Annotated in this window: 25 protein-coding genes and 1 pseudogene; 11 read left to right on the top strand and 15 right to left on the bottom strand. The window is 60.7% G+C overall.

Annotated elements, in window-relative coordinates; genetic code table 11:
• Window positions 1-5 precede the first annotated feature (5 nt).
• The gene (locus CKW25_RS09970) at window positions 6-1,295 is read right to left on the bottom strand and encodes a hypothetical protein (protein WP_095079013.1); all 1,290 of its coding nucleotides are present in this window, start codon (window positions 1,293-1,295) and stop codon (window positions 6-8) included.
• Between the two features lie 326 nt (window positions 1,296-1,621).
• Window positions 1,622-1,888, bottom strand: a complete 267-nt coding sequence (locus CKW25_RS09965; RefSeq protein WP_095079012.1) for a hypothetical protein — start codon at window positions 1,886-1,888, stop codon at window positions 1,622-1,624.
• 344 nt (window positions 1,889-2,232) lie between these two features.
• On the opposite strand from CKW25_RS09965, the gene CKW25_RS09960 reads away from it, so the two are divergent.
• Window positions 2,233-3,558, top strand: coding sequence for a sigma-54 dependent transcriptional regulator (locus CKW25_RS09960; protein WP_095079011.1), 1,326 nt, complete (start codon window positions 2,233-2,235; stop codon window positions 3,556-3,558).
• A gap of 270 nt (window positions 3,559-3,828) precedes the next feature.
• On the opposite strand, the gene CKW25_RS09955 is transcribed toward CKW25_RS09960, so the two are convergent.
• The 10 genes and pseudogenes from CKW25_RS09955 to CKW25_RS27380 all read right to left on the bottom strand — a co-directional run.
• Entirely contained in the window at window positions 3,829-5,109 is a 1,281-nt protein-coding gene (locus CKW25_RS09955) for a hypothetical protein (protein WP_095079010.1), read from the bottom strand.
• 46 nt (window positions 5,110-5,155) lie between these two features.
• Window positions 5,156-5,896: a hypothetical protein gene (locus CKW25_RS09950; RefSeq protein WP_095079009.1), complete on the bottom strand. Its 741-nt coding sequence runs from the start codon at window positions 5,894-5,896 to the stop codon at window positions 5,156-5,158.
• Between the two features lie 32 nt (window positions 5,897-5,928).
• Window positions 5,929-6,609 (bottom strand): C39 family peptidase, encoded by a 681-nt coding sequence (locus tag CKW25_RS09945; protein ID WP_095079008.1) that lies wholly within the window; start codon window positions 6,607-6,609, stop codon window positions 5,929-5,931.
• A gap of 62 nt (window positions 6,610-6,671) precedes the next feature.
• Window positions 6,672-8,078, bottom strand: coding sequence for a heme utilization protein (locus CKW25_RS09940; RefSeq protein WP_095079007.1), 1,407 nt, complete (start codon window positions 8,076-8,078; stop codon window positions 6,672-6,674).
• Between the two features lie 52 nt (window positions 8,079-8,130).
• Complete coding sequence (locus CKW25_RS09935; protein ID WP_095079006.1) at window positions 8,131-8,703, bottom strand: adhesin; 573 nt, start codon at window positions 8,701-8,703, stop codon at window positions 8,131-8,133.
• Between the two features lies 1 nt (window position 8,704).
• Window positions 8,705-9,142: a hypothetical protein gene (locus tag CKW25_RS09930; protein WP_095079005.1), complete on the bottom strand. Its 438-nt coding sequence runs from the start codon at window positions 9,140-9,142 to the stop codon at window positions 8,705-8,707.
• Between the two features lie 331 nt (window positions 9,143-9,473).
• Complete coding sequence (locus CKW25_RS09925) at window positions 9,474-9,998, bottom strand: AAA family ATPase (protein ID WP_095079004.1); 525 nt, start codon at window positions 9,996-9,998, stop codon at window positions 9,474-9,476.
• Window positions 9,995-10,558, bottom strand: coding sequence for a nicotinamide riboside transporter PnuC (gene pnuC / locus CKW25_RS09920; RefSeq protein WP_095079003.1), 564 nt, complete (start codon window positions 10,556-10,558; stop codon window positions 9,995-9,997). The genes CKW25_RS09925 and pnuC overlap by 4 nt, the downstream gene beginning before the upstream one ends.
• Before the next feature lie 118 nt (window positions 10,559-10,676).
• Window positions 10,677-11,411, bottom strand: coding sequence for a methyl-accepting chemotaxis protein (locus CKW25_RS27385; protein ID WP_371854994.1), 735 nt, complete (start codon window positions 11,409-11,411; stop codon window positions 10,677-10,679).
• Between the two features lie 123 nt (window positions 11,412-11,534).
• Window positions 11,535-12,221: pseudogene (locus tag CKW25_RS27380) on the bottom strand (cache domain-containing protein); the annotation flags it as partial.
• A 384-nt stretch (window positions 12,222-12,605) separates the two neighbouring features.
• On the opposite strand from CKW25_RS27380, the gene CKW25_RS09910 reads away from it, so the two are divergent.
• Window positions 12,606-13,436: an undecaprenyl-diphosphate phosphatase gene (locus CKW25_RS09910; protein ID WP_095079001.1), complete on the top strand. Its 831-nt coding sequence runs from the start codon at window positions 12,606-12,608 to the stop codon at window positions 13,434-13,436.
• Window positions 13,433-13,837: a DUF1294 domain-containing protein gene (locus CKW25_RS09905; protein ID WP_256577951.1), complete on the top strand. Its 405-nt coding sequence runs from the start codon at window positions 13,433-13,435 to the stop codon at window positions 13,835-13,837. Before CKW25_RS09910 ends, CKW25_RS09905 begins: the two co-directional genes overlap by 4 nt.
• On the opposite strand, the gene CKW25_RS09900 is transcribed toward CKW25_RS09905, so the two are convergent.
• On the bottom strand, window positions 13,834-14,193 hold the full coding sequence (locus CKW25_RS09900) for an MmcQ/YjbR family DNA-binding protein (RefSeq protein ID WP_095079000.1): 360 nt from the start codon (window positions 14,191-14,193) through the stop codon (window positions 13,834-13,836). The genes CKW25_RS09905 and CKW25_RS09900 overlap by 4 nt on opposite strands.
• Window positions 14,190-15,098 (bottom strand): LysR substrate-binding domain-containing protein, encoded by a 909-nt coding sequence (locus tag CKW25_RS09895; RefSeq protein WP_095078999.1) that lies wholly within the window; start codon window positions 15,096-15,098, stop codon window positions 14,190-14,192. The genes CKW25_RS09900 and CKW25_RS09895 overlap by 4 nt, the downstream gene beginning before the upstream one ends.
• A gap of 128 nt (window positions 15,099-15,226) precedes the next feature.
• Here CKW25_RS09895 and CKW25_RS09890 point away from each other — a divergent pair, with 128 nt between their 5' ends.
• The 8 genes from CKW25_RS09890 to CKW25_RS09855 all read left to right on the top strand — a co-directional run bounded on the left by CKW25_RS09890 (window position 15,227) and on the right by CKW25_RS09855 (window position 24,132).
• Window positions 15,227-15,838, top strand: coding sequence for an FMN-dependent NADH-azoreductase (locus CKW25_RS09890; RefSeq protein ID WP_095078998.1), 612 nt, complete (start codon window positions 15,227-15,229; stop codon window positions 15,836-15,838).
• Between the two features lie 284 nt (window positions 15,839-16,122).
• On the top strand, window positions 16,123-17,160 hold the full coding sequence (locus CKW25_RS09885) for a dienelactone hydrolase (protein WP_095078997.1): 1,038 nt from the start codon (window positions 16,123-16,125) through the stop codon (window positions 17,158-17,160).
• A gap of 209 nt (window positions 17,161-17,369) precedes the next feature.
• Entirely contained in the window at window positions 17,370-18,386 is a 1,017-nt protein-coding gene (locus CKW25_RS09880; RefSeq protein ID WP_095078996.1) for an AraC family transcriptional regulator, read from the top strand.
• A gap of 172 nt (window positions 18,387-18,558) precedes the next feature.
• Window positions 18,559-20,223 (top strand): AMP-binding protein, encoded by a 1,665-nt coding sequence (locus tag CKW25_RS09875; RefSeq protein ID WP_095078995.1) that lies wholly within the window; start codon window positions 18,559-18,561, stop codon window positions 20,221-20,223.
• A 16-nt stretch (window positions 20,224-20,239) separates the two neighbouring features.
• A complete protein-coding gene (locus CKW25_RS09870; RefSeq protein ID WP_095078994.1) occupies window positions 20,240-21,001 on the top strand; it encodes an SDR family NAD(P)-dependent oxidoreductase in 762 nt (253 codons plus the stop codon).
• A gap of 12 nt (window positions 21,002-21,013) precedes the next feature.
• Window positions 21,014-22,207 (top strand): acetyl-CoA C-acyltransferase, encoded by a 1,194-nt coding sequence (locus tag CKW25_RS09865; RefSeq protein ID WP_095078993.1) that lies wholly within the window; start codon window positions 21,014-21,016, stop codon window positions 22,205-22,207.
• 9 nt (window positions 22,208-22,216) lie between these two features.
• Window positions 22,217-23,344, top strand: coding sequence for an acyl-CoA dehydrogenase (locus CKW25_RS09860; RefSeq protein ID WP_095078992.1), 1,128 nt, complete (start codon window positions 22,217-22,219; stop codon window positions 23,342-23,344).
• Between the two features lie 14 nt (window positions 23,345-23,358).
• A complete protein-coding gene (locus tag CKW25_RS09855) occupies window positions 23,359-24,132 on the top strand; it encodes an enoyl-CoA hydratase (RefSeq protein ID WP_095078991.1) in 774 nt (257 codons plus the stop codon).
• Between the two features lie 294 nt (window positions 24,133-24,426).
• Here the strand turns inward: CKW25_RS09855 and CKW25_RS09850 are convergent, their stop codons facing one another.
• A complete protein-coding gene (locus CKW25_RS09850) occupies window positions 24,427-25,578 on the bottom strand; it encodes an acyl-CoA dehydrogenase family protein (protein ID WP_095078990.1) in 1,152 nt (383 codons plus the stop codon).

The raw sequence follows: 25,578 nt of genomic DNA, 5'->3' as shown, positions 1-25,578 counted from the left end.
AAGCGTTAGCCCAGATAGCGCACCAGTACGGCACGATGGTGGCCGTCCAGGGAGTGCCCACCGACCACAATCCGCAGGTCCGCCTGCAGCGCCACCGAGGTCGCCGTGTCCTGGCTGCGCCCCAAGCGGGTACGGACCCAGCCTCTGCCCCTGCCGAAGCCGCGATCCAGCTGTCCGTTCGGCAGGTAGCGCGCCAGCAGGAAATCCCCTTCAATCCCGCCGATGGTCGAGCCTGCGCTCAGTACCCGACCATCGGGGCAAACAGTGGCCGCAGTCCATTGGCTGGGGATGCGACCGATTTCGCACACCTGCGCACGTCCGCTATTGCAACGACTGTCGGGTCGGCCATCACTGCGTACGTTCAGCATTAGGCAGTGCATGGGGTCGCGACTGCTGCCAAAACACTGCAGGCGTCCATCAGGCTGTTCGATGACATGGCTGACCTGTGCACTGCGGCCCTGGGTGCGGAAACTGAGAAAACCCTGCTCGGCAAAACTGCTGTCCAACTGCCCATCGCCGTCATAGCGCGCAAGCAAGCCTTCCTGCGGTAGATCGATGGAGCCGGCCACCACGATCCTGCCGTCCTTTTGCAGCAACAAGCGGGCAAGCCAGGTGTTGAGTAGCAGGTGGCGGACCATGATAAAACCACGATCGTTGAAGGTGGTATCCAGTGTTCCGTCCGGTTCAAGGCGGATCAGGATGCCCACGTGGTCCGCGAGCTCATAGTGATGATTGGCCAGCAGCAGGAGGCGGCCGTCAGCCTGGACCTGAGTGTCGCAGGCTTCGGCGCCGGGCACTCCCGGAGGTAACCAGTCGTCTCGCAGCCCCCGGGACAAATCGCCGGGCAGACGCACCACCTGCACGCCTTGATTGCCAAAGGTCAGGTCTGGACGTCCGTCTTGATCAAACCGCGCCAGGGCTGGCAGCGTACGATGGGGAGTTTCATACAGCAGGCCGGACAACAGGATCCGCCCATCGGGCAGTTCCTGAACCTTGCTGCCGGTGGCTTCAAAGCCGCCTTCGAACTGCCCGGTCAAACTGCCCCGGGTGCCGAAGCCCGGATCCGCTGAGCCATCGGCCTGCAGCCGGGCCAATCCATAGTGGCAGGTGCCGTTCATGCCTACCTTGGCCGCCACGAGTAGCCGGCCCGTGGCGTCGACGACAACATCGTTGACCATGCTCCACTGGCTGCCGGCAAAGTCGACCCAGGCCTTGCCGGCGGATGCAAAGCTGGTATCGAGTTGACCCGCCGGCTCGAGGGCCGCAGCGAAGGCAAAAGCGTGACGGGTGGACATGCCGCATCTCCCTGTGGGTCGACCCGATCCAGAATCAAGGGGAGGACTCCACGATGTCATCATTCAAGCGCTGATCGCGACGATGTACAACTGGCAGAAATCACAGGCGGAGCGGCGTTTTGTGCCAGAACAGTGTCTTTTGGAGACGTTTAGAGTTTTAACGGCCGCATACGACCGTTGATCGCCAGTCCCGTCGAAAACTATAAGTATGCAGCCATCAGGCAAATACTAAAGACCAACTAAGGCCCATCCGTCGGCAGGGGGCGCGGGGAGGGAGCCTATAAAGAGAAGTGGATGACCTGGCAGTCATCCACCGGCTCTTCAAGTTACTGCGGCATCGTCCAGGATTGCAGTTGATAACCTTCTTCGCTCAGTTCGGCGCGGGCCTGTTTGAGCAGGTTTTCAAGTTGTGCCGGATCGCTGTAGGCGCTGCAAGGGATCTGCTTGCGGCCAATAGGGTTGCTGGTGCGGTCGATGACAGTCAGCGTCAGTTCGCCAGTACCGTCCTGTGGGGCCCAGGCCACGCATTGGAAAGGTGTGAATGCGCGGTCGGCAATCAAAAGAGCTTCGTTGATACGCAGCGGGGCGTTCATGGGGTCTTCTCTCTATGTGCCCAATCAAGTGAAGTGCCGTCGGTTGGGCTTACCGTTCGGCTGGTTACTTGTACTGATGCCCGCAACCCATGGGCAGGTCACACACAATCAAAAGAAATTTCATCTTTCTTTCAAATACTCGAGATAAAGCGCTGCATTGAAAGCTGAATGAAAGGTTTCCAATCGATAGCGGGCTTGTCAGGGGGGTTGTTATAACGAAAATACGATTAACCTTATCGTTAATCGATACAAGTAAGCGTCAAGATCTTGCTAACGTTAACCGCAGGACCGCCAAACGACTGTTTCTAATACCTTTTCTATTATTTTGGCGTCAAGGAACAGTCATGATCGATACACCTGCAGTGCGCCGTTTGTTGGTGGTAGATCCCTGTGAGGATTGCCACCGCTTGTTACCAGGCTTGCGTGACATCGGTTGGGATGTCGACAGCAGCACCCTCGAAAACGCCGCCGATTGCACCTGCGACGTCGGATTGCTGCGTCTGCAGCCTTTTCATCTTGAGCGGCCAGAGGCGGTCAAGGAGCTCATCAGCCGTAGTGGCGCGGAGTGGATTGCTGTCCTCAATCAGGAAATGTTGCGCTTGCAGAATGTCGGTGACTTTGTCTGCGAGTGGTTTTTCGATTTTCATACCTTGCCGTTTGACGTTTCCCGGGTCCAGGTGACACTCGGCCGCGCGTTTGGCATGGCGCGGCTACGTGGCAAGGGCACGATCCACATCGATCAGCTGGAGGATGAGCTGCTGGGCATCAGCAAACCGATCCGGGAGTTGCGCAAACTGCTGAGCAAACTGGCGCCCACCGAGTCCCCGGTGTTGATCCGCGGAGAAAGCGGCACCGGTAAGGAACTGGTGGCCAGAACCTTGCACCGCCAGTCGCAACGCCACAGCAAACCCTTTGTGGCGATCAATTGCGGGGCGATTCCCGAACACTTGATCCAGTCCGAGCTGTTTGGTCATGAGAAGGGGGCCTTTACCGGTGCCCATCAACGCAAGGTCGGGCGTATCGAAGCCGCCAACGGCGGCACGTTGTTCCTCGACGAGATCGGTGACCTGCCCCTGGAGCTGCAAGCCAATCTGTTGCGATTCCTCCAGGAAAAGCACATCGAGCGCGTGGGCGGCAACCAGCCGATTGCAGTGGATGTTCGGGTATTGGCGGCTACCCACGTCGACCTCGAGTCGGCCATCGAAGCCAAGCGCTTTCGTGAGGACCTGTACTACCGGCTCAACGTGCTGCAGGTGATCACCGCTCCCTTGCGCGAACGCCACGGCGACTTGCCGATGCTGGCCAACCATTTTTCCCATTTCTACAGCCAGGAAACCGGACGCCGCCCCCGTACTTTCAGCGAGGATGCCCTGGTGGCCATGGGCAAGCACGACTGGCCGGGCAATGTGCGCGAACTGGCCAACCGGGTCCGCCGCGGGCTGGTGCTCGCCGAAGGTCGGCAGATCGAGGCCCGGGACCTGGGGTTGATCAGCCATCAGGCGGTAGCGCCCCCCATGGGCACCCTGGAGGATTACAAGACCCGTGCCGAGCGCCAGGCCCTGTGTGATGTACTTATCCGTCACAGCGATAACCTGAGCATCGCCGCCAAAGTGCTGGGGATATCCAGGCCTACGTTCTACCGTTTGTTGCACAAGCATCAGATACGTTGAGCTGCAAGTTCTTGGCTGCAGTTAAGCGCTGAGTTAAGGATAGGGGGGCTCAATACATCCCCCGTGGCGAGCGAGCTTGCTCGCGCTGGGCTGCACAGCAGCCCCAAAAACTATCGCCGAGTTCGTTCTGAAAGGCCGCAGTCGCTTTGTTGGGAGCGCTTCACGCCCCAGCGCGAGCAAGCTCGCTCGCCACGGGGGCTTTTACTCGCTTTAAGCGCTTCTTAACTGAACAGCATTGCGCCGAAAAAGCGGTTTTTTTGTTAGTGCCGATCAGAAGTAGTACGGGAATTTCAGGCTGAAGGAAAAGTCGGGCGAGTCCTCGGTCAGGCCGATGGCCAGGTTGGGCACGATCGTCAGGTTATCGGTTGCGGCCAGGGTCATGCCGATGTTGAAGTTGGCCGAGTTGTAATCACTGTTGGAAATCGATTGCCAATCGCCACCATCCGGCTTGATCTTGCTCTTGCTGGCGAACTGATCGGTGAACGAGAACGACATACTCATCTTCTCGTTCAAGGCGAATGCAATGCCGGCGCCGACCTGCCAGGAATCGCCCAGTTTCACGTCCCCAGGCACCTTGGAGTTGATTTGAGGGCTGATGTCGCTGAACGATTCTTCCATGTTGTAGGTGTAGGCCAGGCTGCCGAACAGCACGGCCGGGTCGAAGGTCTTGACCAGCGAGATGCCCGGGGTGATCGACCAGACACCATTACCGGTAGGCAAGTCCTCGGGTACCGAGAGGTTATCGTTGTTCGGGTCGTTGACCAGCTTGATGCCGTAAGGGTCATCACCGGTCGGCGCCTTGACGCGCAGGGTAAGGACCGCGTCGGGCAGACTGGCCGACTCATCCAGAAACTTGTAGGCAACGCCAACGTTGACATCGCCGATGGTCGGGTCGCGGGTAACGGTTGCGTCCGACGTCACCGGGCCAGCGCCACCAGCGCCACCGGAGGAATACGTTGATTCGCGATACACCACGGGAACGTTAATGTCGAACTGCCAGCGTTGTGCCAGGTTGTAGCGGGCGGTCAGGTCCAGGGTCCAGTTGTCGGCCTTGATGCGGTCGAGGTTGATGTTGCCGAGGAAAATCGAGTCCAGTGCCAGGAAGCCGTTGAGCACCAGTGCACGGGTATCGTAGTGCGTGTAGGTCAGGCCGGTTTCGACACTGAACTTGCCGCCGCCGAAAAAGCCGCTGGCTTCGTCGTACAGGTTGGAAACGCTTTGCGCAGGCTCCGAATCATCCTTGAGCGATTGGCCGTATGAACTGCCCGTGGTTCCCGGCGCGCCAGCGGCCACCGTCTGGCCACCCTGGGTCGTTTCGGCGGGGGATTTGGTCAGGCGTTTGGGAGCCGGTGTCGCAGGTGCTTCTTCCACTTGGCGAACGCGTTGCTCGAGTACCATCAGCGCGTTCTGTTGTGCTTCGTAACGCTGTTTCAACTCCATGAGTTCTTGTTTTAGTGCTTCGACCTGGGGGTCCGTTGCTGCGTATAGCAATGTGGCCGGGGCCAGGCTACTCAAACACACGAAAGCTCTGAATGTTGACGAACGGTGCATGGGTTATCCGTCCCTGCTGACTACTTCGGATGAGACTGAGCGTAGATCAGAATCCGAGAGTGCGAAGACCTTTGAGCTGGTCCAGGTTACCGTTCAGCGACCCGGCTGTCGGTACGTTGTCACGCAGCACGACATTGAGGGACGTGAGGTTGCTGACCCGGTTGCTATTGCCGAGCAACGTCGTGTTCTGCATCAGCCCACCCTGGGCCAGGCGTTGTTGGGTACTGCCCTGGTTGTTGTTGGCCACGATGTTGAGTTGCACACCCGTACCGGTCGAGGAAACGCTCAGCGAGCCCGCGCCATTGGCGTTGACCAACGTCGAGCCTGGGGCCAGTGCCTGGCCCTGTTGTTGCGTTGCTGGCGCTTGGCTAGCTTTTGTGACGTTGATATCAACGTTGTTGTAGGCCGTGTTCTTGTCGCCGGCAGCACGCACGACTTGCGTGACGCCTTCTGTGCTGTTGAGGCCGCTGCCGCCAATGACGGTACCGGTGCCTTGCGAACTTGCTGAGCCATTACCTTTTTCGTCGATCATCGACACATAGAACTGTGGCGTGAGGGTCGATTGTTGGATTTGCATCGAGGAAGTTGCCCCGATCACTTCACCGCTGGCATTTTGCCAAGTGCTGGTCATCACAATGCCGAAACTGATGATCCGTCCCGGCATGACATAGCGGCCTCGCAGGGTCGCCAATTCCTGATCGTTCAGTTCAATGGGTTTGAACGTCTGTGCCTGGGTCGGCAGGCTGGCGGCCAGGCAAACCACGGCTAGCCAGATTGGAGTCTTCATTGGATGCTCCCGGAGCGTCGTGCTCCTTGTCATTAGAAGAAGTCGCTTTGAATGAATCCGAAATCCATCAACTCTGCTTCTTGCACCGGGGTGAAGGTGTTGATGCGGTTCCTGGCGGTCAGTGGCATGGGTGGGTCGAGCAACGCATTGGTCTTGTCGTAACCTTGGCCGATGACGGCAAAGATGATGCCGTTCCAGCCTTTGACAAAGTCGTCGACTTTGTAACGTTTATGACCGAGTACCGGATCTCCGATATATACCCAGCCCTTATGGACTCTTTGCATGACTACAAAATGTTTGTAGCCACGGATATCCATGAGTACCACCACCGGAATTCTGATTTCGCTCAACGTTTCCGGCGCTACCCGGTAGCCACGGGCCCGCATGCCGATACTTTCCACGTAACGCTTCATGTCGAGCATGGAGAAGCCCTGGACGCGGACCAGATCCTGGTCGGAGTGTGCCAGCATGCCTTCGATGATCTGTTCTTCATTCACGTCCAGCCAATAGGCCTGGCGCAAGATGGTCGCCAGCGCAGCTGCGCCGCAACTGAAGTCGGTTTTCTGTTGCACCAGGTCGGAAAATTTACGCTCACGTATGCTCTGGATCGGCTTATACACCACCGCGCCGCCCGGCAAGACGGAAAGCGGCATTTGTGCAGCCTCGATCACACTGGCCACGCAAAGCAAAAATACCAAGGCGATAATGCGCATGGTGGGACGCCTTCTGGTTGTGTTGAAGAAGGCCCCCAAAAGGGGGCCTCCAGGGACAGCCATTAGAACGAGTTGTTGGAAATGGCCAGCGAGTTGCTTTGTTGGTTACCCACACCAGCAGCCACGTTGACGCCCAGGTTGCCACTGCCGCCATTCACCGAACCGCTCAGGGTTGCAGTGTTGGTCACAGGGTTTGCCCAGCCAGTTGGAGTCAGCACTTGGAAGGAATAAGTGTTGCTCAAATCGTAAGCGCTGCTCTCACTGTAACTTTTCGATTTATCGTATGAAGAATCGGACGAATTACTGCCTGATTTATCGTACGAGGAATCAAGCGATTTTTCGAACGCGGAGGCAGACGATTTTTCGAACGAGGAGGCAGACGACTTATCGTACGAGGAGGCAGACGATTTATCGTACGAGGAGTCAAACGATTTATCGAACGATTTATCGACCGATACGTCGAGCGATGCACTCAGCGAGGCTTCGACAGACTTACTGCTGCTGCCCTCGTGACGGCCATGATCCCAAGAAACGGTCTTGGAAGCATCCAGAGCCGCTTCCAGAGAAGCGCTCAAAGAAGCGCTCTTGGACCCGCTGGCATCAAAGCTCTTGGACCCGCTGGCATCGTAGCTCTTGGACCCGCTGGCATCAAAGCTCTTGGAGCCGCTGGCCTCTGAGCTCTTGGAGCCGCTCACATTAAAGCTGTTGGCGCCGCTCGCAGCCCAGTTCGAAGAAGCGCTCTTATCAACGCTCAAGTCGGATTCCTTGCTGTAAGAGGAACTACCGCTGGCCGTTTTGGTAACCGTCAGCGTATCTACGCGGTAGGTCCGGTCAGCATTGTTGTTCACGGTCAGGCCTGGACCGTGCTGATCGGCAGAGGCGGTGGCTGTTGCGTTGCCGAGTGGGGCATTGGTATTGGCAATTGCCATGGTGTTTTTCTGTTGGTTAAGGTCGCCGCCAGCAATGTTGATACCCATATTGCCGCTGCCGCTATTGCCCGATCCGCCCATCACGGCAGAGTTTGTGCTGCCGTAGTTGTCGACCCTGTTATTGTTGCTGTACTGCCTGACGTCAGCGGTGGCAGTGGCAGTGCCGAACACGAAGCTGTTATCGAGACTGGAGTCGGAGGCAGCGTTCGCGATGGCGGCCGCGTTGTCTTGTTGGTTGCCGGCGCCTGCAGCCACGTTGACGCCGACGTTGCCGCTGGTGCCTGTGGCAGAGCTGCTCATTTCGGCTTCGTTCTCAGTCCCTTCGTTGAGGATGCGGTTGCCGGTACTGCGCTGCCGATCGTTTGCATCTGCAGTCGCGTAGACAGGGATCTTGGTTGGAGGAGGAGTGTGGTGGCCGCCGTTATGATGGCCATTATGGTGACCATTGCCACGCGGTTCGTTTTGCCCAGCTTGTACAGCAACAGCCATGACCGCAGCAATTGCGAAAACCAGAGGCTTGAGTGCCATCGAAGGTTTCATGGTGATTCTCCGTACTTTATTTTAGGTTAAGTGTTGTTCCTACCTGTTTGGGTCAATCCCTGACCCGTACGCTCAGAGTGTTGGCCGTTCGGTTTCCCACCCCGGCGCTCTGATTCAACTGGATCACCCCACGGCTACCGGTGAAGGCCTGATCGCTGGTAGCGACCTGGCGATAGCCTGGTGCAGAGTCAGTTGGATCGGAGTTGGTGATCAGCGCCACGTTCTGTTGCATGAGGACGCTGTCGTCGATACTTTGCGGCTGTGTACTGATGCTTATCCGCAGGGCATTGGCTTGCTGGTTGCTGGCACCCGCGCTCTGGTTGACGCCCAGTACGCCGTTACCGTGGCTGAAGGAGTCGCCTTGAATGCTGGATCGAGCATCGATCCTGGGATCGACCCGCGTACGCAGCCGTTGGCGAATCTGTGTGGTAGCACTGGCTGTGTGGCCAATGGCGATGGCCCGGGCGTTGGCCTGTTGCTGTTGATCGCCGGCCGCCTGGTTGACCGAGAGATTGCCCTGGTACTGCATGCCCGAACCGTCGATGTCGGCGTTATTGATGACGGGAGGTTGAGCAAAGGTCGATGCACTGCAAAACATGGCGATAATCAGCAGCGTGCGATTCATCTTAACGGTCTCCCGTCAAGATTTTCAGGGCACCCAGGCCTTGCTGGACGTTTGAATTGACCATGTTGGCAATGCCGTTGCCCGAGTTTCCCGAACGTCCAGCGGGGAGGTTGGAAAGCTGGGGCTGGTTGGTGATATTACCGCCCAGGTTGTTGCTGCCTTGAGTGACCAGGCGGGAGATGCCTGCACCACTGGCGACGCTGGCAAAGTCGCCGTCGCTCAACTCGTTCGTTTGCCTGAGGATCTGTTTGGACGGGTTGGCATTGGCGGTCGTGGGGTCGGGGTCGGGAATCATCGGCGGACGCACTGCGTTGCGCGGTTGGACGTCACGGGTGATAACAATGATGCCGTTGTCAGCGTGTACCGGCAGGCCAACACTTGAGCCCAGTGCGCATCCGATCAGCAGGAGGCGATGGATGTTTTTAGCAAATTTCCCCACGGCGGCAATTCCTTCTGTAAGTGGAACGCTGGCCCTTATCAGCGTTGCGAGGAAGGGAGCAGAAGCTGTGCCGGTTTTTGTTTTCCGTTTAAAAACAGTTGGTTGGTTTTTATTGTCGCGGTGGTCAAAAAAATTTGTAACGCCACTGAGACATAACCACGCCAAAAAAGCGCCGTCCATGCTGGCGGCATTGCTCGCCAAGGGCGCGAAAGGCAGGTTGTATCAGTGGCTTGACATTTTTTGCCGGAGTGCGCGCGCCGCTTTAGCTCGCGGGTTTGCGCCAGGGAGGGTGTTTCAGGAATGGACATTTTCGGCAGGGCGGGGAACCCTGTCAGGCCTTGAGCAAACGCGTCGCAGCCTCGAATGCCGCGTCCTTGCGCTGTTTCCAATCACCTTGCAGTACCTGGCAAGGCTGGCGGTGCAGGTCAAGCCATTGGCGGCTGGCCTGGAAAAACGCCTGGCGTTCCGCCAGTTGCGGTTGGCAACGCTGCCCGTCGTCATGCCAGGCCACGGTTTCAGGGCTCAGCAGTAAATGCAGGTCGTAGTGCCGTGCCAGTAATGCTTGCTCGATCCACGTCGGGCACGCGCCAAACAACGTGCGACTCCAAAGGATATTGCTCAACAGGTGCGTGTCGAGAATCAACAGTGATGGCTTTTCGGCGCGGGCTTCATCTTCCCATGCCAGCTGGCCATGTGCTATGGATGTAATATCATCGTAGCAGGTTTCGCGGGCTTCACATTCGATGAAATGCCGAACGTACTCACCGACCAGGATGCCGCCAAAATGGGCGTGAATTTCGCCCGAAAGCCAGCTTTTGCCGCTGGATTCCGGCCCTGCCAGCACCAACACCTTCATGGGCACAGCAGCGGATCGCTGCGCCATGTGCGCCAGCCTTGAATGGCCAGCAGGGTGAACAGGGCGTAGAGGGCGGCAGTCAGGTACAGCCCCTTGTACAGGAACAGCCCGACAAAGATCACATCCACGGCAATCCACAGCGGCCAGCATTGCAGGCGTTTTTGCGCCATCCACAACTGGGCCACCAGACTGAAGCCGGTCAAGGCGGCATCCAGCCAGGGCTGGGCGGCGTCGGTCAAATGGGCCATCGCGGCACCCAGCAGCAAACTACCGGCCGCGCCTATGGCCAGGTCGCGTGCCAGGGTGGCGTTGCCCAGGCGGGTGACCTGTCGGCCATGGTGCGTGTCGCCGCCCCGGGTCCACTGCCACCAGCCATACAGCTGCAAACCGGCATAGATCACTTGCAGGAGCATGTCCGAGTAGAGTTTGACTTCGAAAAAGATCCAGCTGTAGAGCAGCACCATGACCAGGCCGATCGGCCAGCACCAGGGGTTCTGTTTGACCGTCAGCCAGACGGCAATCACGCCGAGCGCGGCGGCAAACAGTTCAAGCCCGGACATGGCGGTTCCTTGGGGGAAGTCGAAGAGGGCGCTGATTGTACAGCAGCCGGGAAATGTGGCGAGGGGGCTTGCCACCGTTGGACTGCAAAGCAGTTTCCCCCCTCGCCACAGAGGTTGCCTAGACCCGGAACTGCCTGAGCAGGCCGTTCAACTGTTCGCTGAGTCCTTTCAAATGCACGCTCGCGACACTCGACTGTTCAGCGGCCAACGCGGTGCTGTGGGACAACCCGGCCGCCTGGGTGACGTTCTGGTTGATGTCCTCGACCACATGGGCCTGTTGCAGGGTCGCACTGGCGATCGAGGCGTTCAGGCCGTTGAGGTTGCGCAGCGCCTGGCCAATGGCGTTCAGGCTTTGCCCGGCCAGGCCTGCCTGCTCGATGGTCAGCCGGGAGGCGCGACTGCTGTCGCCGATCACCTTGACCGCAGCGTCCGAGTGATTCTGCAAGCGCTCGGTCATCGCTTGAATTTCCGCCGTGGATTTTTGCGTACGTTGCGCCAGCAGGCGCACTTCATCCGCGACCACGGCAAACCCGCGACCCTGCTCTCCGGCGCGGGCGGCTTCAATGGCGGCATTGAGCGCCAGCAGGTTGGTCTGTTCGGCAATCGAGCGGATTACCTCCAGCACGCTGCCGATCTGCGTGCTCTCGGTGGCCAGGGTACGAATCACGTCGACCGCTTGATCGATGGTGCCCGACAGCTGATCGATCTGCTGCAGGCTGCCATCGATGTTGACTTGGCCCTGTTGGGCCTGGGCTTGGGCGTCACGCATTTCGCTGGCCGCGTGTTCGGCATTCCTGGCCACGTCCTGCACACCGTAGGTCACTTGGTTGACCGCTGTCGCCACCAGTTCCATTTGTTGTGACTGTTGCTGGCTGCGAGCCTGGGCTTGCGCGGCATTGTCGCCCAGGTCGCTGGAGGCCTGGCCCAGGGCGCTGGCAGAGGTTTGCAGTTGGCTGATCACCAAGCGCAACTTGGCGGTGAAGGCGTTGAAGTGCCGTGCCAGTTCCGTGACTTCATCCCGGCCATGGGTATCGAGGCTGCGCGTCAGGTCGCTTTCGCCGCTGGCAATATTGGCCATGGCATCCACCGTTTCACGCAGTGGGCGAACGATGCTGCGGGAAATCAGCATCACTAGCAGGGTCATCAGCACCGCGATGCTCAGGCCCACCAGCGATGCCTCCCAGACCTGGCTGCGGAACTCGACCTGCATGTCGTCGATGTACACGCCGGAGCCAATGACCCAGCCCCAGGGCTCGAACAGTTTGACGTAGGAAGTTTTTTGCACCGGGGTGCTGGCGCCGGGCTTGGGCCAGCGGTAGTCGACCATGCCGGCGCCCTTGGCCCTGGCGATGGTCACCATCTCGTTGAACAGCGCGAAACCGTCCGGGTCCTTGACCGCGGAGAGGTTCTGGCCATCAAGCTTCGGGTTGGTCGGGTGCATGACCATGACCGGAGTCAGGTCATTGATCCAGAAGTAGTCGTTCTGGTCGTAGCGCAAGCCACGTACCACGCTGAGCGCTTGTTTCTGTGCCGCGTCGCGGGAGAGGGTGCCGGCTTTTTCCAGCTCATGGTAGTAGCCGAGGATCCCGCTGGCGGCCTGGACCACGTGCTGAGTCTTCTGGGCCTTGGCCTGATACAGGTCATCGTGAATCTGCTTGAGCATCAGCACACCCAGGGTCAGCAGCATCAGCACCGCCACCACCAGGATGAGCCACAAACGCCGGCTGATCGACATACCGCGCAAGCTATTCATACCGTGTCACTCCAGGTTCTTGTTGTTCTTGTCATCACTCACCGAACGCATTCAGGCATGCATTGGCACGGGCGCCAATGCGACTGAAGTCCAATAACGGCGCAGCGCTAATCGGGCATGTCTGATAGGATTTCGGCCTCGCGCGGGGAAACCTGAATCCAGGTTGATTTTTCAGCGGATTTCTACGGGGCGGGCTCGATCCCATGGGCCTCGCGCTTGCGCAATGCTGAGCACAGCGAATACCTGAAAACTATTGACGGGGCATGCCTTGAGGCATCGCTTCATGGGGGATTGATGGATCTTTGGACCGCCGCACAGGCCTTGATTCTTGGGGTTATCGAAGGACTCACCGAGTTTTTGCCGATTTCCAGTACCGGGCACCAGATCATTGTCGCGGATGTGCTCAACTTCGGTGGTGAACGTGCGAAGGCGTTCAATATCATTATCCAGCTCGGTGCGATCCTCGCGGTGGTCTGGGAGTTTCGTGGCAAGATCCTCGAAGTAGTGACCGGCTTGCCCACCCAGCGCACGGCGCAACGGTTCACCGTCAACCTGCTGATCGCGTTCCTGCCCGCCGTGGTGCTGGGCGTGATCTTCGCGGACCTGATCCACCATTACCTGTTCAACCCGATCACAGTCGCCACCGCACTGGTGGTGGGCGGGATCGTCATGTTGTGGGCCGAGCGCCGTGAACATACCGTGCACGCAGAGTCCGTCGATGACATGACCTGGAAGGACGCGCTGAAGGTTGGCTGTGCCCAGTGCCTGGCGATGATTCCGGGAACCTCGCGCTCCGGCTCGACCATCATCGGCGGCCTGCTGTTCGGCCTGTCGCGCAAGACCGCCACCGAGTTTTCGTTCTTCCTGGCCATGCCGACCATGGTCGGTGCGGCGGTGTACTCCGGCTACAAGTACCGAGATCTGTTCCAGGCCGCCGACTTGCCGGTGTTCGCGATTGGCTTCGTCACTGCGTTCATCTTCGCCATGATTGCGGTCAAGGGCCTGCTCAAGTTCATCGCCAGCCACAGCTACGCCGCCTTTGCCTGGTACCGGATTGTGTTCGGCCTGGTGATCCTGGCCACCTGGCAGTTCGGCGTGGTCGACTGGGCAGCGGTCAAGCCGTGACCGAGGCACGTATCGGACGCGCGATCCAGTACCCGCGTCTCAAGGCGCTGGTCTTCCTCGCGCTGTGCGCACTGCCGGTCGTGGGGTCGAGCCTGCTGTGGCTGCGCGGGGTCTCGCTGATTCCGCTGGCGGTCTACGGCATCGCCAGCCTGCTGGCGTTCTTCCTGTACTGGAGCGACAAGCGCAAGGCGCGAGCCGATAGCTGGCGCACCCCGGAGAACGTCCTGCATGCGGTCGAACTGGCGGGCGGCTGGCCAGGTGCGTTGCTTGCCCAGCAAGTGTTTCGGCACAAGACGCGCAAAGTGTCGTTCCAGGCGCTGTTCTGGATCATCGTGTTGTTGCACCAGGTGTTCTGGATCGACCAGTTGTTTCTCGGCGCCGGGTTGTTCAGGTTGTTCTAGATCAAGAGTCCGACCTGGACGCGCTTGGGCAACTTGCTCACCACCAGTTGGTGGGACCTGCGCAGCAACGCTTGCAGTTCAAGGGCTCCCAGCGGGTAGGGCGTGTGCATGATGATCCATTGGGCTCGCGCCAGATACGGCGCGGGTCCGATCCCCGGACGGTCGACGTGGCCCAGGAACAGGTCCTTGTCGACCTTGAACGCCAGGGACTCGCCGCGCAGGTTCTGCAGCGCGAACATCTTGTTGCCAGCCACCGAAAACACCCGCACACCGCCCCATTTGTAATCTTCCCGCGCCCCGGGCAGGGCCAGGCAGAAACCCGCGACTTCGTCTTCCGTCATGGTCTTGGCCGTCATAACAAGCGGTCCCCGCAGCGGTTGAAAGATTCGCTCAAATGGTCGATCCAGGCGCGCACCGCCGGTAGCACGCCGCGCCGATGAGGGTAGACGGCCTGCAGCCAGCCGCCAGGCAATGACCACTGGGGCAGCAGTTGCACCAGTGAGCCGCTTGCCAGTTCCTGTTCGCAGAACAGCATCGGCAGTATGGTGAAGCCAAGGCCGGAGAGCGTGCAGGCCTTGCGCACGACAAAATCATCGATCCCCAGGCGCGCCTCCAGGCTCAAGTCGCAGCTTTGTCCCTGCGCATCGAGCATGCGCAAATGCACCAGGCGATCAGCTTCCAGTGCCCCCAGCACCGGGACGTTTTTCAGGTCGTCCGGGGTGATAATCTGGCGCTCGCGCAGGAACTGTGGACTGGCGACCATGACGGTTTGTGCCTGGCGCAGGCGTCGGGTGACCAGGAACGGGTCTTCATCCCCCTGTTCGCGGACGCGCAAGGCCACGTCGATGCCTTCGGTCACCAGGTCCACGCGCCGGTTGAGCAGTTGCATGTCCAGTTGCACCTGAGGGAAGCGTTCCAGGAACGAGCTGATGACCGACGGCAGAAACTCATGGGCCAGTCCCACCGGGCAGGACACACGCAAGCGCCCCCGTGGTTCGCTGGACATGCTGGCCACGGCTTCATCGGCCATCTCGGCCTCTAGCAGCATTGCCTGGCAATGGCGCAAGTAACGCTCGCCCACCGAGGTCAGCTTGAGCTGGCGGGTGGTGCGCTGCAGTAACCGGGCACCCAGGCGCTCCTCCAGTTCAGCGATGCGTCGTGACAAGCGCGACTTGGGAATGCCCAGCAAGCGCCCGGCGGCGGCGAAGCCACCGGCTTCAACCACTTTGGCGAAATAGTAGAGGTCATTTAGGTCTTGCATGGCGAAGCTCGACTGTCCTATGAGTGGGACGAACTATCGCATTATTACCGACTAATCAGCTATTGGTTTCACCTGTAGGATTGTCCTCAATTGATCGCCCGGTGGCGATCCTCACTTGGAGATCCCACATGAAACTTCTGCATATCGATTCGAGCATCCTGGGTGACAACTCGGCTTCCCGCCAGCTGAGCAAGGGCGTTGTCCAGGCCTGGACCGCTGCCGAGCCTGACGCCGTGGTGACTTACCGCGACCTGGCCGGCGATGCCATCAGCCACTTTTCCGCCGCGACCCTGGTTGCCGCCGGCACCTCGGCCGAACTGCGTGACGCCGCGCAACAACATGAAGCCGACCTGAGCGCTTCGACCCTGGCCGAGTTCCTGGCAGCGGATGCCGTGGTCATCGCCGCGCCGATGTACAACTTCACCATCCCGACCCAGCTCAAGGCCTGGTTCGACCGTATCGCCGTGGCCGGCCAGACCTTCCGCTACACCGAAGCCGGCCCTGAAGGCCTGTGCGGCAACAAGAAAGTCGTGGTGGTGTCCACCTCTGGCGGCCTGCATGCCGGCCAGGCGACGGGTGTAGGTCATGAAGACTACCTGAAAGTGATGCTGGGCTTCATGGGCATCACCGACGTCGAATTCGTCCGCGCCCACGGCCTGTCCTATGGTGACGAAGTTCGCGCCAAAGCCATGAACGGCGCCCAGGCCCACATCAGCGATCAATTGTTCGTCGCTGCATAAGGCAGGTTCAACGGCTCGCCCAGCCTTGGGCAAATGCCACTGGACCCGGGGCCTTGATCGTCGTAAAACGATCAAGGCCCGGGGTCTTTTTGTGTCTGACCTTTTACTTTACTGAGCTTTGCGCCTTACCCCTCACCATCGAGGTGTTGGCGCGGGTTATGCAGATCCGAAGTAACGGCTCTATGGCACGTTACTCTTGAGCCCGGCGAGTCCGGCCAAGGCCCTGAATCCAGGTAAACGGCGCCAATCGGCTCATCCAGTCAGGTCAAACGGTGGGGCATTCCATGTCGCGTCTTTGTGCAGTGTTACTGTTCTGCCTGCTCTGCAGCCTGAATCCGGTGCAGGCGGTGCCTGCGCCGCACCCGCACTGGAGTGTCGGCTATCACCGACTGACTTTTCCTGACCCCCTTGATCTACAGCCCATGGACGCCATTGCGTTCTATCCGTCGACCGGTATCGAGCATTCCAGTCAGGTCGGGGGCTATCGCATCCAGGCCAGCGAGGATGCCAGGGTTGCCATCGGCCGCTTCCCGATGCTGATGCTGTCCCCTGGCAACACCGGGACACCGTTGGCCTTGCACTATCTTGCCACCTCGTTGGCGCGCAAAGGGTTCGTGGTGGTGGCCGTGACTCACCCCGGTGACAATTCCAAGGACCACAGCCGTCTCGGGACCTTGAGCAATCTGTACGGCCGTCCGATCCAGATTTCCGAAGCCATCACCGCCACCCTGGCCGACCCTCTACTGGCGCCGTTCGTCCATGCCGATCAGGTCGGGGTGATCGGTTACTCCGCCGGTGGCGAAACCGCGCTGATTCTTTCGGGCGCCAGCCCGGACCTGGAGCGGCTGCGTCGCTACTGCCAGGAGCGCCCCGATGACCGGGACGCCTGCAACACCCGGGGTGAACTGATCGCCGACCGAGACGACCTGCAACCGGTGGCCGATCCACGGGTTCACGCCTTGATGCTGATGGCGCCCCTGAGCCTGAAGTTCGGTCGCCAGACCCTGGCGGGAGTGCACATCCCGGTGCTGCTCTACAGCGGCGATGGGGACACCCTGGTGGCGCTGGACAACAACGCCGCCGCGCTGGCACGTAAGCTGCCCGTCGCCCCGGACTTCAGGTTACTGACGGGGGCCGGGCACTTCGTGTTCATGGCGCCCTGCAGCGAGGAGCAGGTCGCGGCGATGCCGGCGCTGTGCACCGACGCCGATGGCGTTGACCGCGAGGACATTCACCGCAACCTGATCGCCGAAGCCGGGCGCTTTTTTACCCGGGCGCTGGGCAAACCGGACAGGGCAGGGCTGCAGACGTCGGATCAATGAACCAACGTCCTCAAGCTGGCGTAGAAGAAAGCAGGCTAACGGGGTGATTCCGATCAGTTAAGAAGCTGAGGTCGCATTTGTAGGAGCAGGTGGCGCACGGTGAGGTATTCATTAGGCTAACGGGAGCCCGACGGCTGATCTTTTGGTCTAAGGTACGCCGCGCCTGCGCTAAGATGGCGACCAAACAAAAACAGGGTTCACCACGTTCAATGTCGGAAAAAGACACCATCTCCATCCACCTGGTGCGCGAGGCACTGTTGCAGAGTTGCGCACCGGGTGCCGCCAGCCTCGAGGTGCTGCTCAAGGTTGGAATCGAGCCGCGGTTACTCGAGGTGGCCAATGCGCGAGTACCGGCCACGGCCTATGCACGGCTGTGGCGGTTGCTGGCGCGGCGCGGGGACGACGAGTTCTTTGGCATGGACCCGCGGCAGCTGAAGTCCGGCAGCCTGGCGTTCCTGTGTCGATGCGCGATGGCCCAGCCAACCCTGGCGACCGGCCTGGAGTCCGGGTTGGGCTTTCTGTCGTTGATGCTCGAACACCTGCCGGCCCAACTGGTCCACCAGCAGAGCCTGGCGGAGATCGTCCTGCTCGAGGACGACCTGCCACCGCGCCGCGCCTTCACCTATTTCACTTACTGGATGATTGTTCACGGCGTGGCCTGCTGGTTGGCTGGACGACGGATTCCGATTCTGGCGATCGAACTGCGCTGCGCCGAGCCGGACTTCTGCGATGACTACAAGGTGATGTTTTCCGAAAACCTGCGCTTCGATCGGCCGCGGACCCGGATGATCTTTTCCGCCGACTGCCTCGAGTTGCCGATCAAGCGCAGCGCGGACGAACTCAAGCGCTTCCTGGCCCAGGCGCCGGCCAACATCCTGGTCAAGTACCGCGACCCACAGAGCCTGGCCAGCCGTATCAAGCACGACCTGCGGCAGTTGCCGGCCCAGCACTGGCCGGAAACCGACAGCCTGGCGCAACGGCTGTGCATGTCGGCCTCGACCTTGCGCCGCCGCCTGGCCGAAGAAGGGCAGACCTACCAGGGCCTGAAGGACAGCGTGCGCAAGGAGCTGGCGATCGTCTGGCTGGCGGAACCGAGCATCAGCTTCGCCGAAATCGCCACGCGCCTGGGGTTTGCCGATACCAGTTCGTTCTACAAGGCGTTTCGCAAATGGTCGGGGTCAAACCCCGGGCATTACCGCAGCCTGATTCTCAACGAAGTGCACTGAGCCGGGCCTTTCGCCGGCACGCGCTTGCAGCCCTCGCACCGCGTGCGGCTTGGCCAAACCAGTCAAGCAACTTGAAAGCTTTGACCATTGTTCCCTATCGTCCGCAGAGCGAGTATTTCCTGGATTTAAACGGTTCCCCCCAACCTAATAAAAATACAGAGGGATTCTGGCAATGCGCGATTACCTGTCTGCAACCACACAATTCAATTACCAGCACACCGTCGATGCGGCGCTCCTCGGCTCACTGACGGCGCTCAACGCCTGCGTCGAGTGCTGCGACCGGCATGCGTTGCCCGGGCGCATTGCCTTGTTCTGGGAGGGACGCGACGCCAGCGCCGCGACCTATACCTTCAGCGATCTGCAGGACAAGGCCGCGCGCTTTGCCAATTTCCTGCAGGCCCAGGGCGTGAAAAAGGGCGACAAGGTCGCCGGCCTGCTGCCGCGCAACGTCGAGTTGCTGATTGCGGTGCTCGCCACCTGGCGTATCGGTGCGGTTTATCAGCCGCTGTTCACTGCCTTCGGTCCCAAGGCCATCGAACACCGGCTCGGCAGCTCCGGCGCGAAGATCGTGGTGACCGACGCGGTCAATCGTCCGAAGCTCGATGAAGTCCCGGACTGTCCGACCATCGTCACCATCGCTGGCCCGAAAGGCCAGGGCATCGTCCGTGGCGACTTCAGTTTCTGGGCCGAGCTGGCCAATTACTCCAATCAGTGCGAACCGGTGATGCTGACCGGCGAAGACCCGTTCCTGCTGATGTTTACCTCGGGCACCACTGGCCCGTCGAAAGCCCTGTACGTGCCCCTCAAGGCCATGGTCGCGTTCCAGAACTACACCCGTGACGCGGTCGACCTGCGCCCCGAGGATGCGTTCTGGAACGTTGCCGACCCGGGCTGGGCCTATGGCATCTACTTCGGTGTGACCGGACCGTTGTCCATGGGGCACCCGATTACCTTCTACGATGGTCCATTCACCCTCGAAAGCACCTGCCGGGTCATCAACAAGTACGGCATCACCAACCTCACCGGTTCGCCGACCGCTTACCGCTTGCTGATTGCCGGCGGCGATGAGTTCGCCCGTTCGATCAAGGGCCGGCTGCGCATCGTCAGCAGCGCCGGCGAGCCGTTGAACCCGGAAGTGATCCGCTGGTTCGCCGACAACCTCGACGTGGTGATCCATGACCACTATGGCCAGACCGAACTGGGCATGGTGCTGTGCAACCACCATGGCCTCGAGCACCCGGTACACGTCGGTGCTGCCGGTTTCGCCTCGCCCGGTCACCGGATCGTGGTGCTGGACGACGCTTACAACGAACTGTCGGTCGGCCAGCCAGGGATTCTGGCCATCGACCGCAGCCAGTCACCGATGTGCTGGTTCGCCGGTTACGAAGGGGCGCCGACCAAAGCCTTCGTTGGCAACTATTATCTGAGTGGCGATACCGTCGAACTGAACCCGGACGGCAGCATCAGCTTTGTCGGCCGTAGCGATGACGTGATCACCACGTCCGGTTACCGGGTAGGCCCGTTCGACGTGGAAAGCGCGTTGATCGAACACCCGGCGGTGATCGAGGCGGCCGTGGTCGGCAAACCCGATCCGGAGCGCACTGAGCTGGTGAAGGCGTTCGTGGTGCTGAGTTCGCAATACCGCGCTTCTCCCGAGCTTGCCGAGGAACTGCGCCAGCATGTGCGTAAGCGCCTGGCCGCGCACTCGTACCCGCGTGAAGTGGAATTTGTCAGTGAGTTGCCGAAAACCCCAAGCGGCAAGTTACAGCGCTTTATCTTGCGCAACCAGGAAATCGCCAAGGCTCAAGAGGCTGCGGCTCACAAGGCTTCGGCTTGAATTCAAGGAAACAGTGATGCAAATCGCAAACAAGGTTTTTCTCGTCAGTGGCGGCGCTTCCGGACTGGGGGCGGCCACCGCTGAAATGCTGGTCGGCGCCGGCGCCAAAGTGATGCTGGTGGACATGAACGCAGAAGCGCTCGCGGCCCAGGCCAAACGCCTGGGTGCCGAGAGCGTGGTGGCCGACATCACCCAGGAAGCGGCGGCGGAGGCGGCGGTCAAGGCCACTGTAGCGGCCTTTGGCGGCCTGCACGGGTTGGTCAACTGCGCCGGCGTGGTCCGTGGCGAGAAAATCCTCGGCAAGAACGGCCCCCACGCATTGGCCAGTTTCAGCCAGGTGATCAACGTCAACCTGATTGGCAGTTTCAACCTGTTGCGCCTGGCCGCCGCGGCGATTGCCGAGACTGAGGCCAATGCCGACGGCGAGCGCGGCGTGATCATCAACACCGCTTCGGCCGCCGCCTATGATGGCCAGATCGGTCAGGCCGCCTACGCGGCCTCCAAAGGCGCGATTGTCAGCCTGACCTTGCCTGCGGCCCGTGAACTGGCGCGCTTTGGCATCCGCGTGATGACCATCGCCCCGGGCATCTTCGAAACCCCGATGATGGCCGGCATGACCCAGGAAGTGCGCGATTCGCTGGCCGCCGGCGTGCCATTCCCGCCACGCCTGGGCAAACCGGACGAGTACGCCGCGCTGGTCAGGCATATCATAGAGAACAGCATGCTCAACGGTGAGGTGATCCGTCTCGACGGCGCCTTGCGCATGGCGGCCAAATAAGGAGTCATGATCATGACCACGAACAACGATCCGATTGTCATTGTCAGCGCCGTCCGCACCCCCATGGGCGGTTTTCAAGGTGAACTCAAAAGCCTGAGCGCACCGCAACTGGGCGCCGCGGCCATTCGCGCGGCGGTCGAGCGCGCGGGCGTGGCCAGCGACGCGGTGGAAGAAGTGCTGTTCGGCTGCGTGTTGTCCGCAGGCTTAGGCCAGGCCCCGGCGCGGCAAGCCGCCTTGGGTGCGGGCCTGAACAAGGCGACCCGCTGCACCACCCTGAACAAGATGTGCGGTTCGGGCATGGAAGCCACGATGCTGGCCCACGACATGCTCCTGGCTGGCAGTGCCGAGGTGGTGGTCGCCGGTGGCATGGAGAGCATGTCCAACGCACCGTACCTGCTGGACCGGGCCCGGGCCAGCCTGCGCATGGGCCACGGCAAGGTCCTGGACCACATGTTCCTCGACGGCCTGGAAGATGCCTACGACAAGGGGCGCCTGATGGGCACCTTCGCCGAGGACTGTGCCGAGACCAACGGTTTTACCCGTGAGGCGCAGGACGCCTTTGCCATTGCCTCGACCACCCGCGCCCAGCAGGCGATCAAGGACGGCAGCTTCAACGCCGAGATCGTGCCCCTGCAGGTCATGGTCGGCAAAGAGCCGAAAACCATCAGCGATGACGAACAGCCGCCCAAAGCCAGGCTGGAGAAGATCGCCAGCCTGAAACCAGCGTTCCGCGAAGGCGGCACGGTCACGGCGGCCAACTCCAGTTCGATTTCCGATGGCGCGGCGGCCTTGCTGTTGATGCGTCGCAGCGAAGCCGAGAAACGTGGCTTGAAGCCGCTGGCGGTGATTCATGGTCACGCCGCCTTCGCCGATACCCCGGGCCTGTTCCCGGTCGCCCCGGTGGGCGCGATCAAGAAGCTGATGAAAAAGACCGGCTGGTCGCTGGATGAGGTCGACCTGTTCGAAGTCAACGAAGCCTTCGCCGTGGTCAGCCTGGTCACCATGACCACGCTGGAGATCCCCCACGACAAGGTCAACATTCACGGCGGCGCCTGCGCCCTGGGCCACCCGATTGGCGCCTCGGGTGCGCGCATCCTGGTGACCTTGCTCTCGGCCCTGCGCCAGAAAGGCCTGAAACGCGGCGTTGCAGCCATCTGCATCGGCGGCGGTGAAGCCACGGCCATGGCCGTTGAATGCCTGTACTAAGGAATCCCCATGCTCCCGAATGACGAACAACTACAGATCAGCGAAGCGGCACGGCAGTTTGCCCAGGAGCGGCTCAAGCCGTTCGCCGCCGAGTGGGATCGCGAGCATCGCTTCCCTAAAGAAGCCATTGGCGAGATGGCGCAACTGGGCTTCTTCGGCATGCTGGTGCCGGAACAATGGGGCGGTTGCGACACCGGGTACCTGGCCTACGCCATGGCCCTGGAAGAAATCGCCGCCGGCGATGGTGCCTGCTCGACCATCATGAGCGTGCACAACTCGGTCGGCTGTGTGCCGATCCTCAAGTTCGGCAACGATCAACAGAAAGAGCAGTTCCTCAAGCCGCTGGCCAGTGGGGCCATGCTCGGAGCGTTCGCCTTGACCGAGCCCCAGGCCGGTTCCGACGCCAGCAGCCTGAAGACCCGTGCGCGCCTGGACGGCGATCACTACGTGCTCAACGGCTGCAAACAGTTCATCACGTCGGGGCAGAACGCCGGGGTGGTGATTGTGTTTGCCGTGACCGACCCGGCTGCCGGCAAGCGCGGGATCAGTGCCTTTATCGTGCCCACCGACTCACCGGGCTACAAGGTCGCGCGGATCGAGGACAAACTCGGCCAGCATGCCTCCGACACCTGCCAGATCCTGTTCGAGGACGTGAAGGTGCCGGTGGCCAACCGCCTGGGCGAGGAGGGCGAAGGCTACCGGATTGCCCTGGCCAACCTGGAAGGCGGGCGCGTCGGCATTGCCTCGCAGTCGGTGGGCATGGCCCGCGCGGCCTTCGAAGCGGCCCGCGACTATGCCCGCGAACGGGAAAGCTTCGGCAAGGCCCTCATCGAGCATCAGGCCGTGGCCTTTCGCCTGGCCGACATGGCCACGCAAATCGCCGTCGCCCGGCAAATGGTGCACTATGCCGCCGCCCTGCGTGACAGTGGCAAGCCGGCCCTGGTGGAAGCTTCGATGGCCAAGCTGTTTGCGTCGGAAATGGCCGAGAAGGTCTGCTCGATGGCGTTGCAAACCCTGGGTGGCTACGGTTATCTGAACGATTTCCCGCTGGAGCGCATTTACCGCGACGTGCGGGTCTGCCAGATTTATGAAGGCACCAGTGATATTCAGCGCATGGTCATTTCGCGCAATCTTTGAGAAGGAATGTTGGCATGAGTTACGAAACGATTTTGTTGGACGTCCAGGGCCGGGTCGGCCTGATCACGCTCAATCGTCCCCAGGCACTGAACGCACTGAATGCGCAGATCGTCAGCGAACTGAACCACGCGCTGGACAGTCTGGAAGCCAATCCGGACATCGGCTGTATCGTACTGACCGGCTCGAAAAAAGCCTTTGCCGCCGGTGCTGACATCAAGGAAATGGCGGAGCTGACCTACCCGCAGATCTACCTCGATGACCTGTTCAGCGACAGTGATCGGGTGGCTAACCGCCGCAAGCCGATCATTGCCGCGGTCAACGGTTTCGCGCTGGGGGGCGGCTGTGAACTGGCGCTGATGTGCGACTTCATTCTGGCCGGTGACAACGCCAGGTTCGGTCAACCGGAAATCAACCTGGGGGTGTTGCCAGGCATGGGCGGCACCCAGCGCCTGACCCGCGCGGTGGGCAAGGCCAAGGCCATGGAAATGTGCCTGAGCGGCCGCTTGATCGATGCGGTGGAGGCCGAGCGTTGCGGCATCGTGGCGCGCATCGTGCCGGCCGATGAGCTGTTGGACGAGGCGATGAAGGTTGCAGCCGTGATTGCCAGCAAATCGCTGCCGATTGCGATGATGACCAAGGAATGCGTCAACCGCGCCTTTGAAGTCAGCCTGTCCGAAGGCGTGCGCTTCGAACGCCGGGTGTTCCATGCAGCGTTCGCCACCCAGGATCAGAAGGAAGGGATGGCCGCGTTCATTGCCAAGCGTACGCCTGAGTTCGTCGGCAAGTAATCGTGTGGCGAAGGGGCTTGCCCTAATGCCGATCAGTTAAGCCAAAGACCAGCCGAACATAGAACCTGTGGCGAGGGAGCTTGCTCCCGCTGGGCTGCATAGCAGCCCCAAAAAAGGGCCGCTTTGCGCCCCAGCGGGAGCAAGCTCCCTCGCCACGGGTTTCGTGTTCGGCTTTATTTCTCTTGACTGACCGGCATTAGGGCTTGCCCCCGTTGGGCCGCATAGCGGCCCTGAACCTGTATTTGCATGCTGTCAGGCAGACCAAATTTCATCCTCGCCACAGGTGCCTATGCTTCAGATCTGATAGTTCTTCAATTCCCGCGCAATCACCATCCGCTGTATCTCGCTCGACCCCTCGTAAATCTGCGTGATCCGCGCATCGCGGTAGTAACGTTCGACCGGATAATCTTCCAGGTAGCCGTAGCCGCCGTGAATCTGAATGGCGGACGAGCACACCTTCTCGGCCATCTCGGACGCGAACAGCTTGGCCTGCGAGGCTTCGGACAGGCACGGCTTGCCGGCGCTGCGCAGGCGTGCGGCGTGCAGGATCAGCAAACGGGCGGCGTTCAGGCGGGTGTGCATGTCGGCCAGCAGGTTGGCGATGCTCTGGTGTTCGATGATCGGCTTGTCGAACTGCACCCGGTCACGGGAATAGGCCAGTGCCGCTTCGAACGCGGCGCGGGCAATGCCCAGCGCTTGTGCGGCGATGCCGATGCGACCGCCTTCGAGGTTGGACAGGGCAATCGCCAGGCCCTTGCCGCGCTCGCCCAGCAGGTTCGCCTCGGGAATCACGCAGTTATTGAGGGTAACGGCACAGGTATCGGAGGCGCGAATGCCCATCTTGTGTTCGCTACGGTCGACGATGAAACCTGGGTTGTCGGTGGGCACCAGGAAGGCTGACAGGCCTTTCTTGCCCAGGTCAGCGTCGGTGACGGCGAAGACAATGGCCAGTTTCGCGCGCTTGCCGTTGCTGACGAACTGCTTGGCGCCATTGATCACCCATTGACCGTCACGCAGCTCGGCACGGGTGCGCAGGTTATGCGCCTCGGAGCCGGCCTGGGGCTCGGTCAGGCAGAAGCAACCAATGGCCTGGCCGCTGGCCAGGTCTGCCAGCCAGGTCTGTTTTTGCTCCTCGGTACCGTAATTGAGTACCGGCCCGCAGCCCACCGAGTTATGGATGCTCATCAAGGCGCCGGTGGCGCCGTCACCGGCGGAAATTTCTTCCACCGCCAGGGCGTAGGCCACGTAGTCGACGTAGGTGCCACCCCATTCTTCGGGTACCACCATGCCGAGCAACCCCAGTTCGCCCATCTTCGCCACCAGCGCATCGTCGATCCAGCCGGCCTTTTCCCAGGCCTGGGCATGGGGGGCGATTTCGCCACGGGCAAAGTCCCGGGCCATGTCGCGGATCATCACTTGTTCTTCGGTCAATTCGATATCGTGCAT

The organism is Pseudomonas sp. Irchel s3h17, assembly GCF_900187505.1.
Lineage (GTDB): Bacteria > Pseudomonadota > Gammaproteobacteria > Pseudomonadales > Pseudomonadaceae > Aquipseudomonas.
The sequence above is the reverse complement of the archived record's forward strand: the minus strand, read 5'-3'. Positions and strand labels throughout refer to the sequence as shown.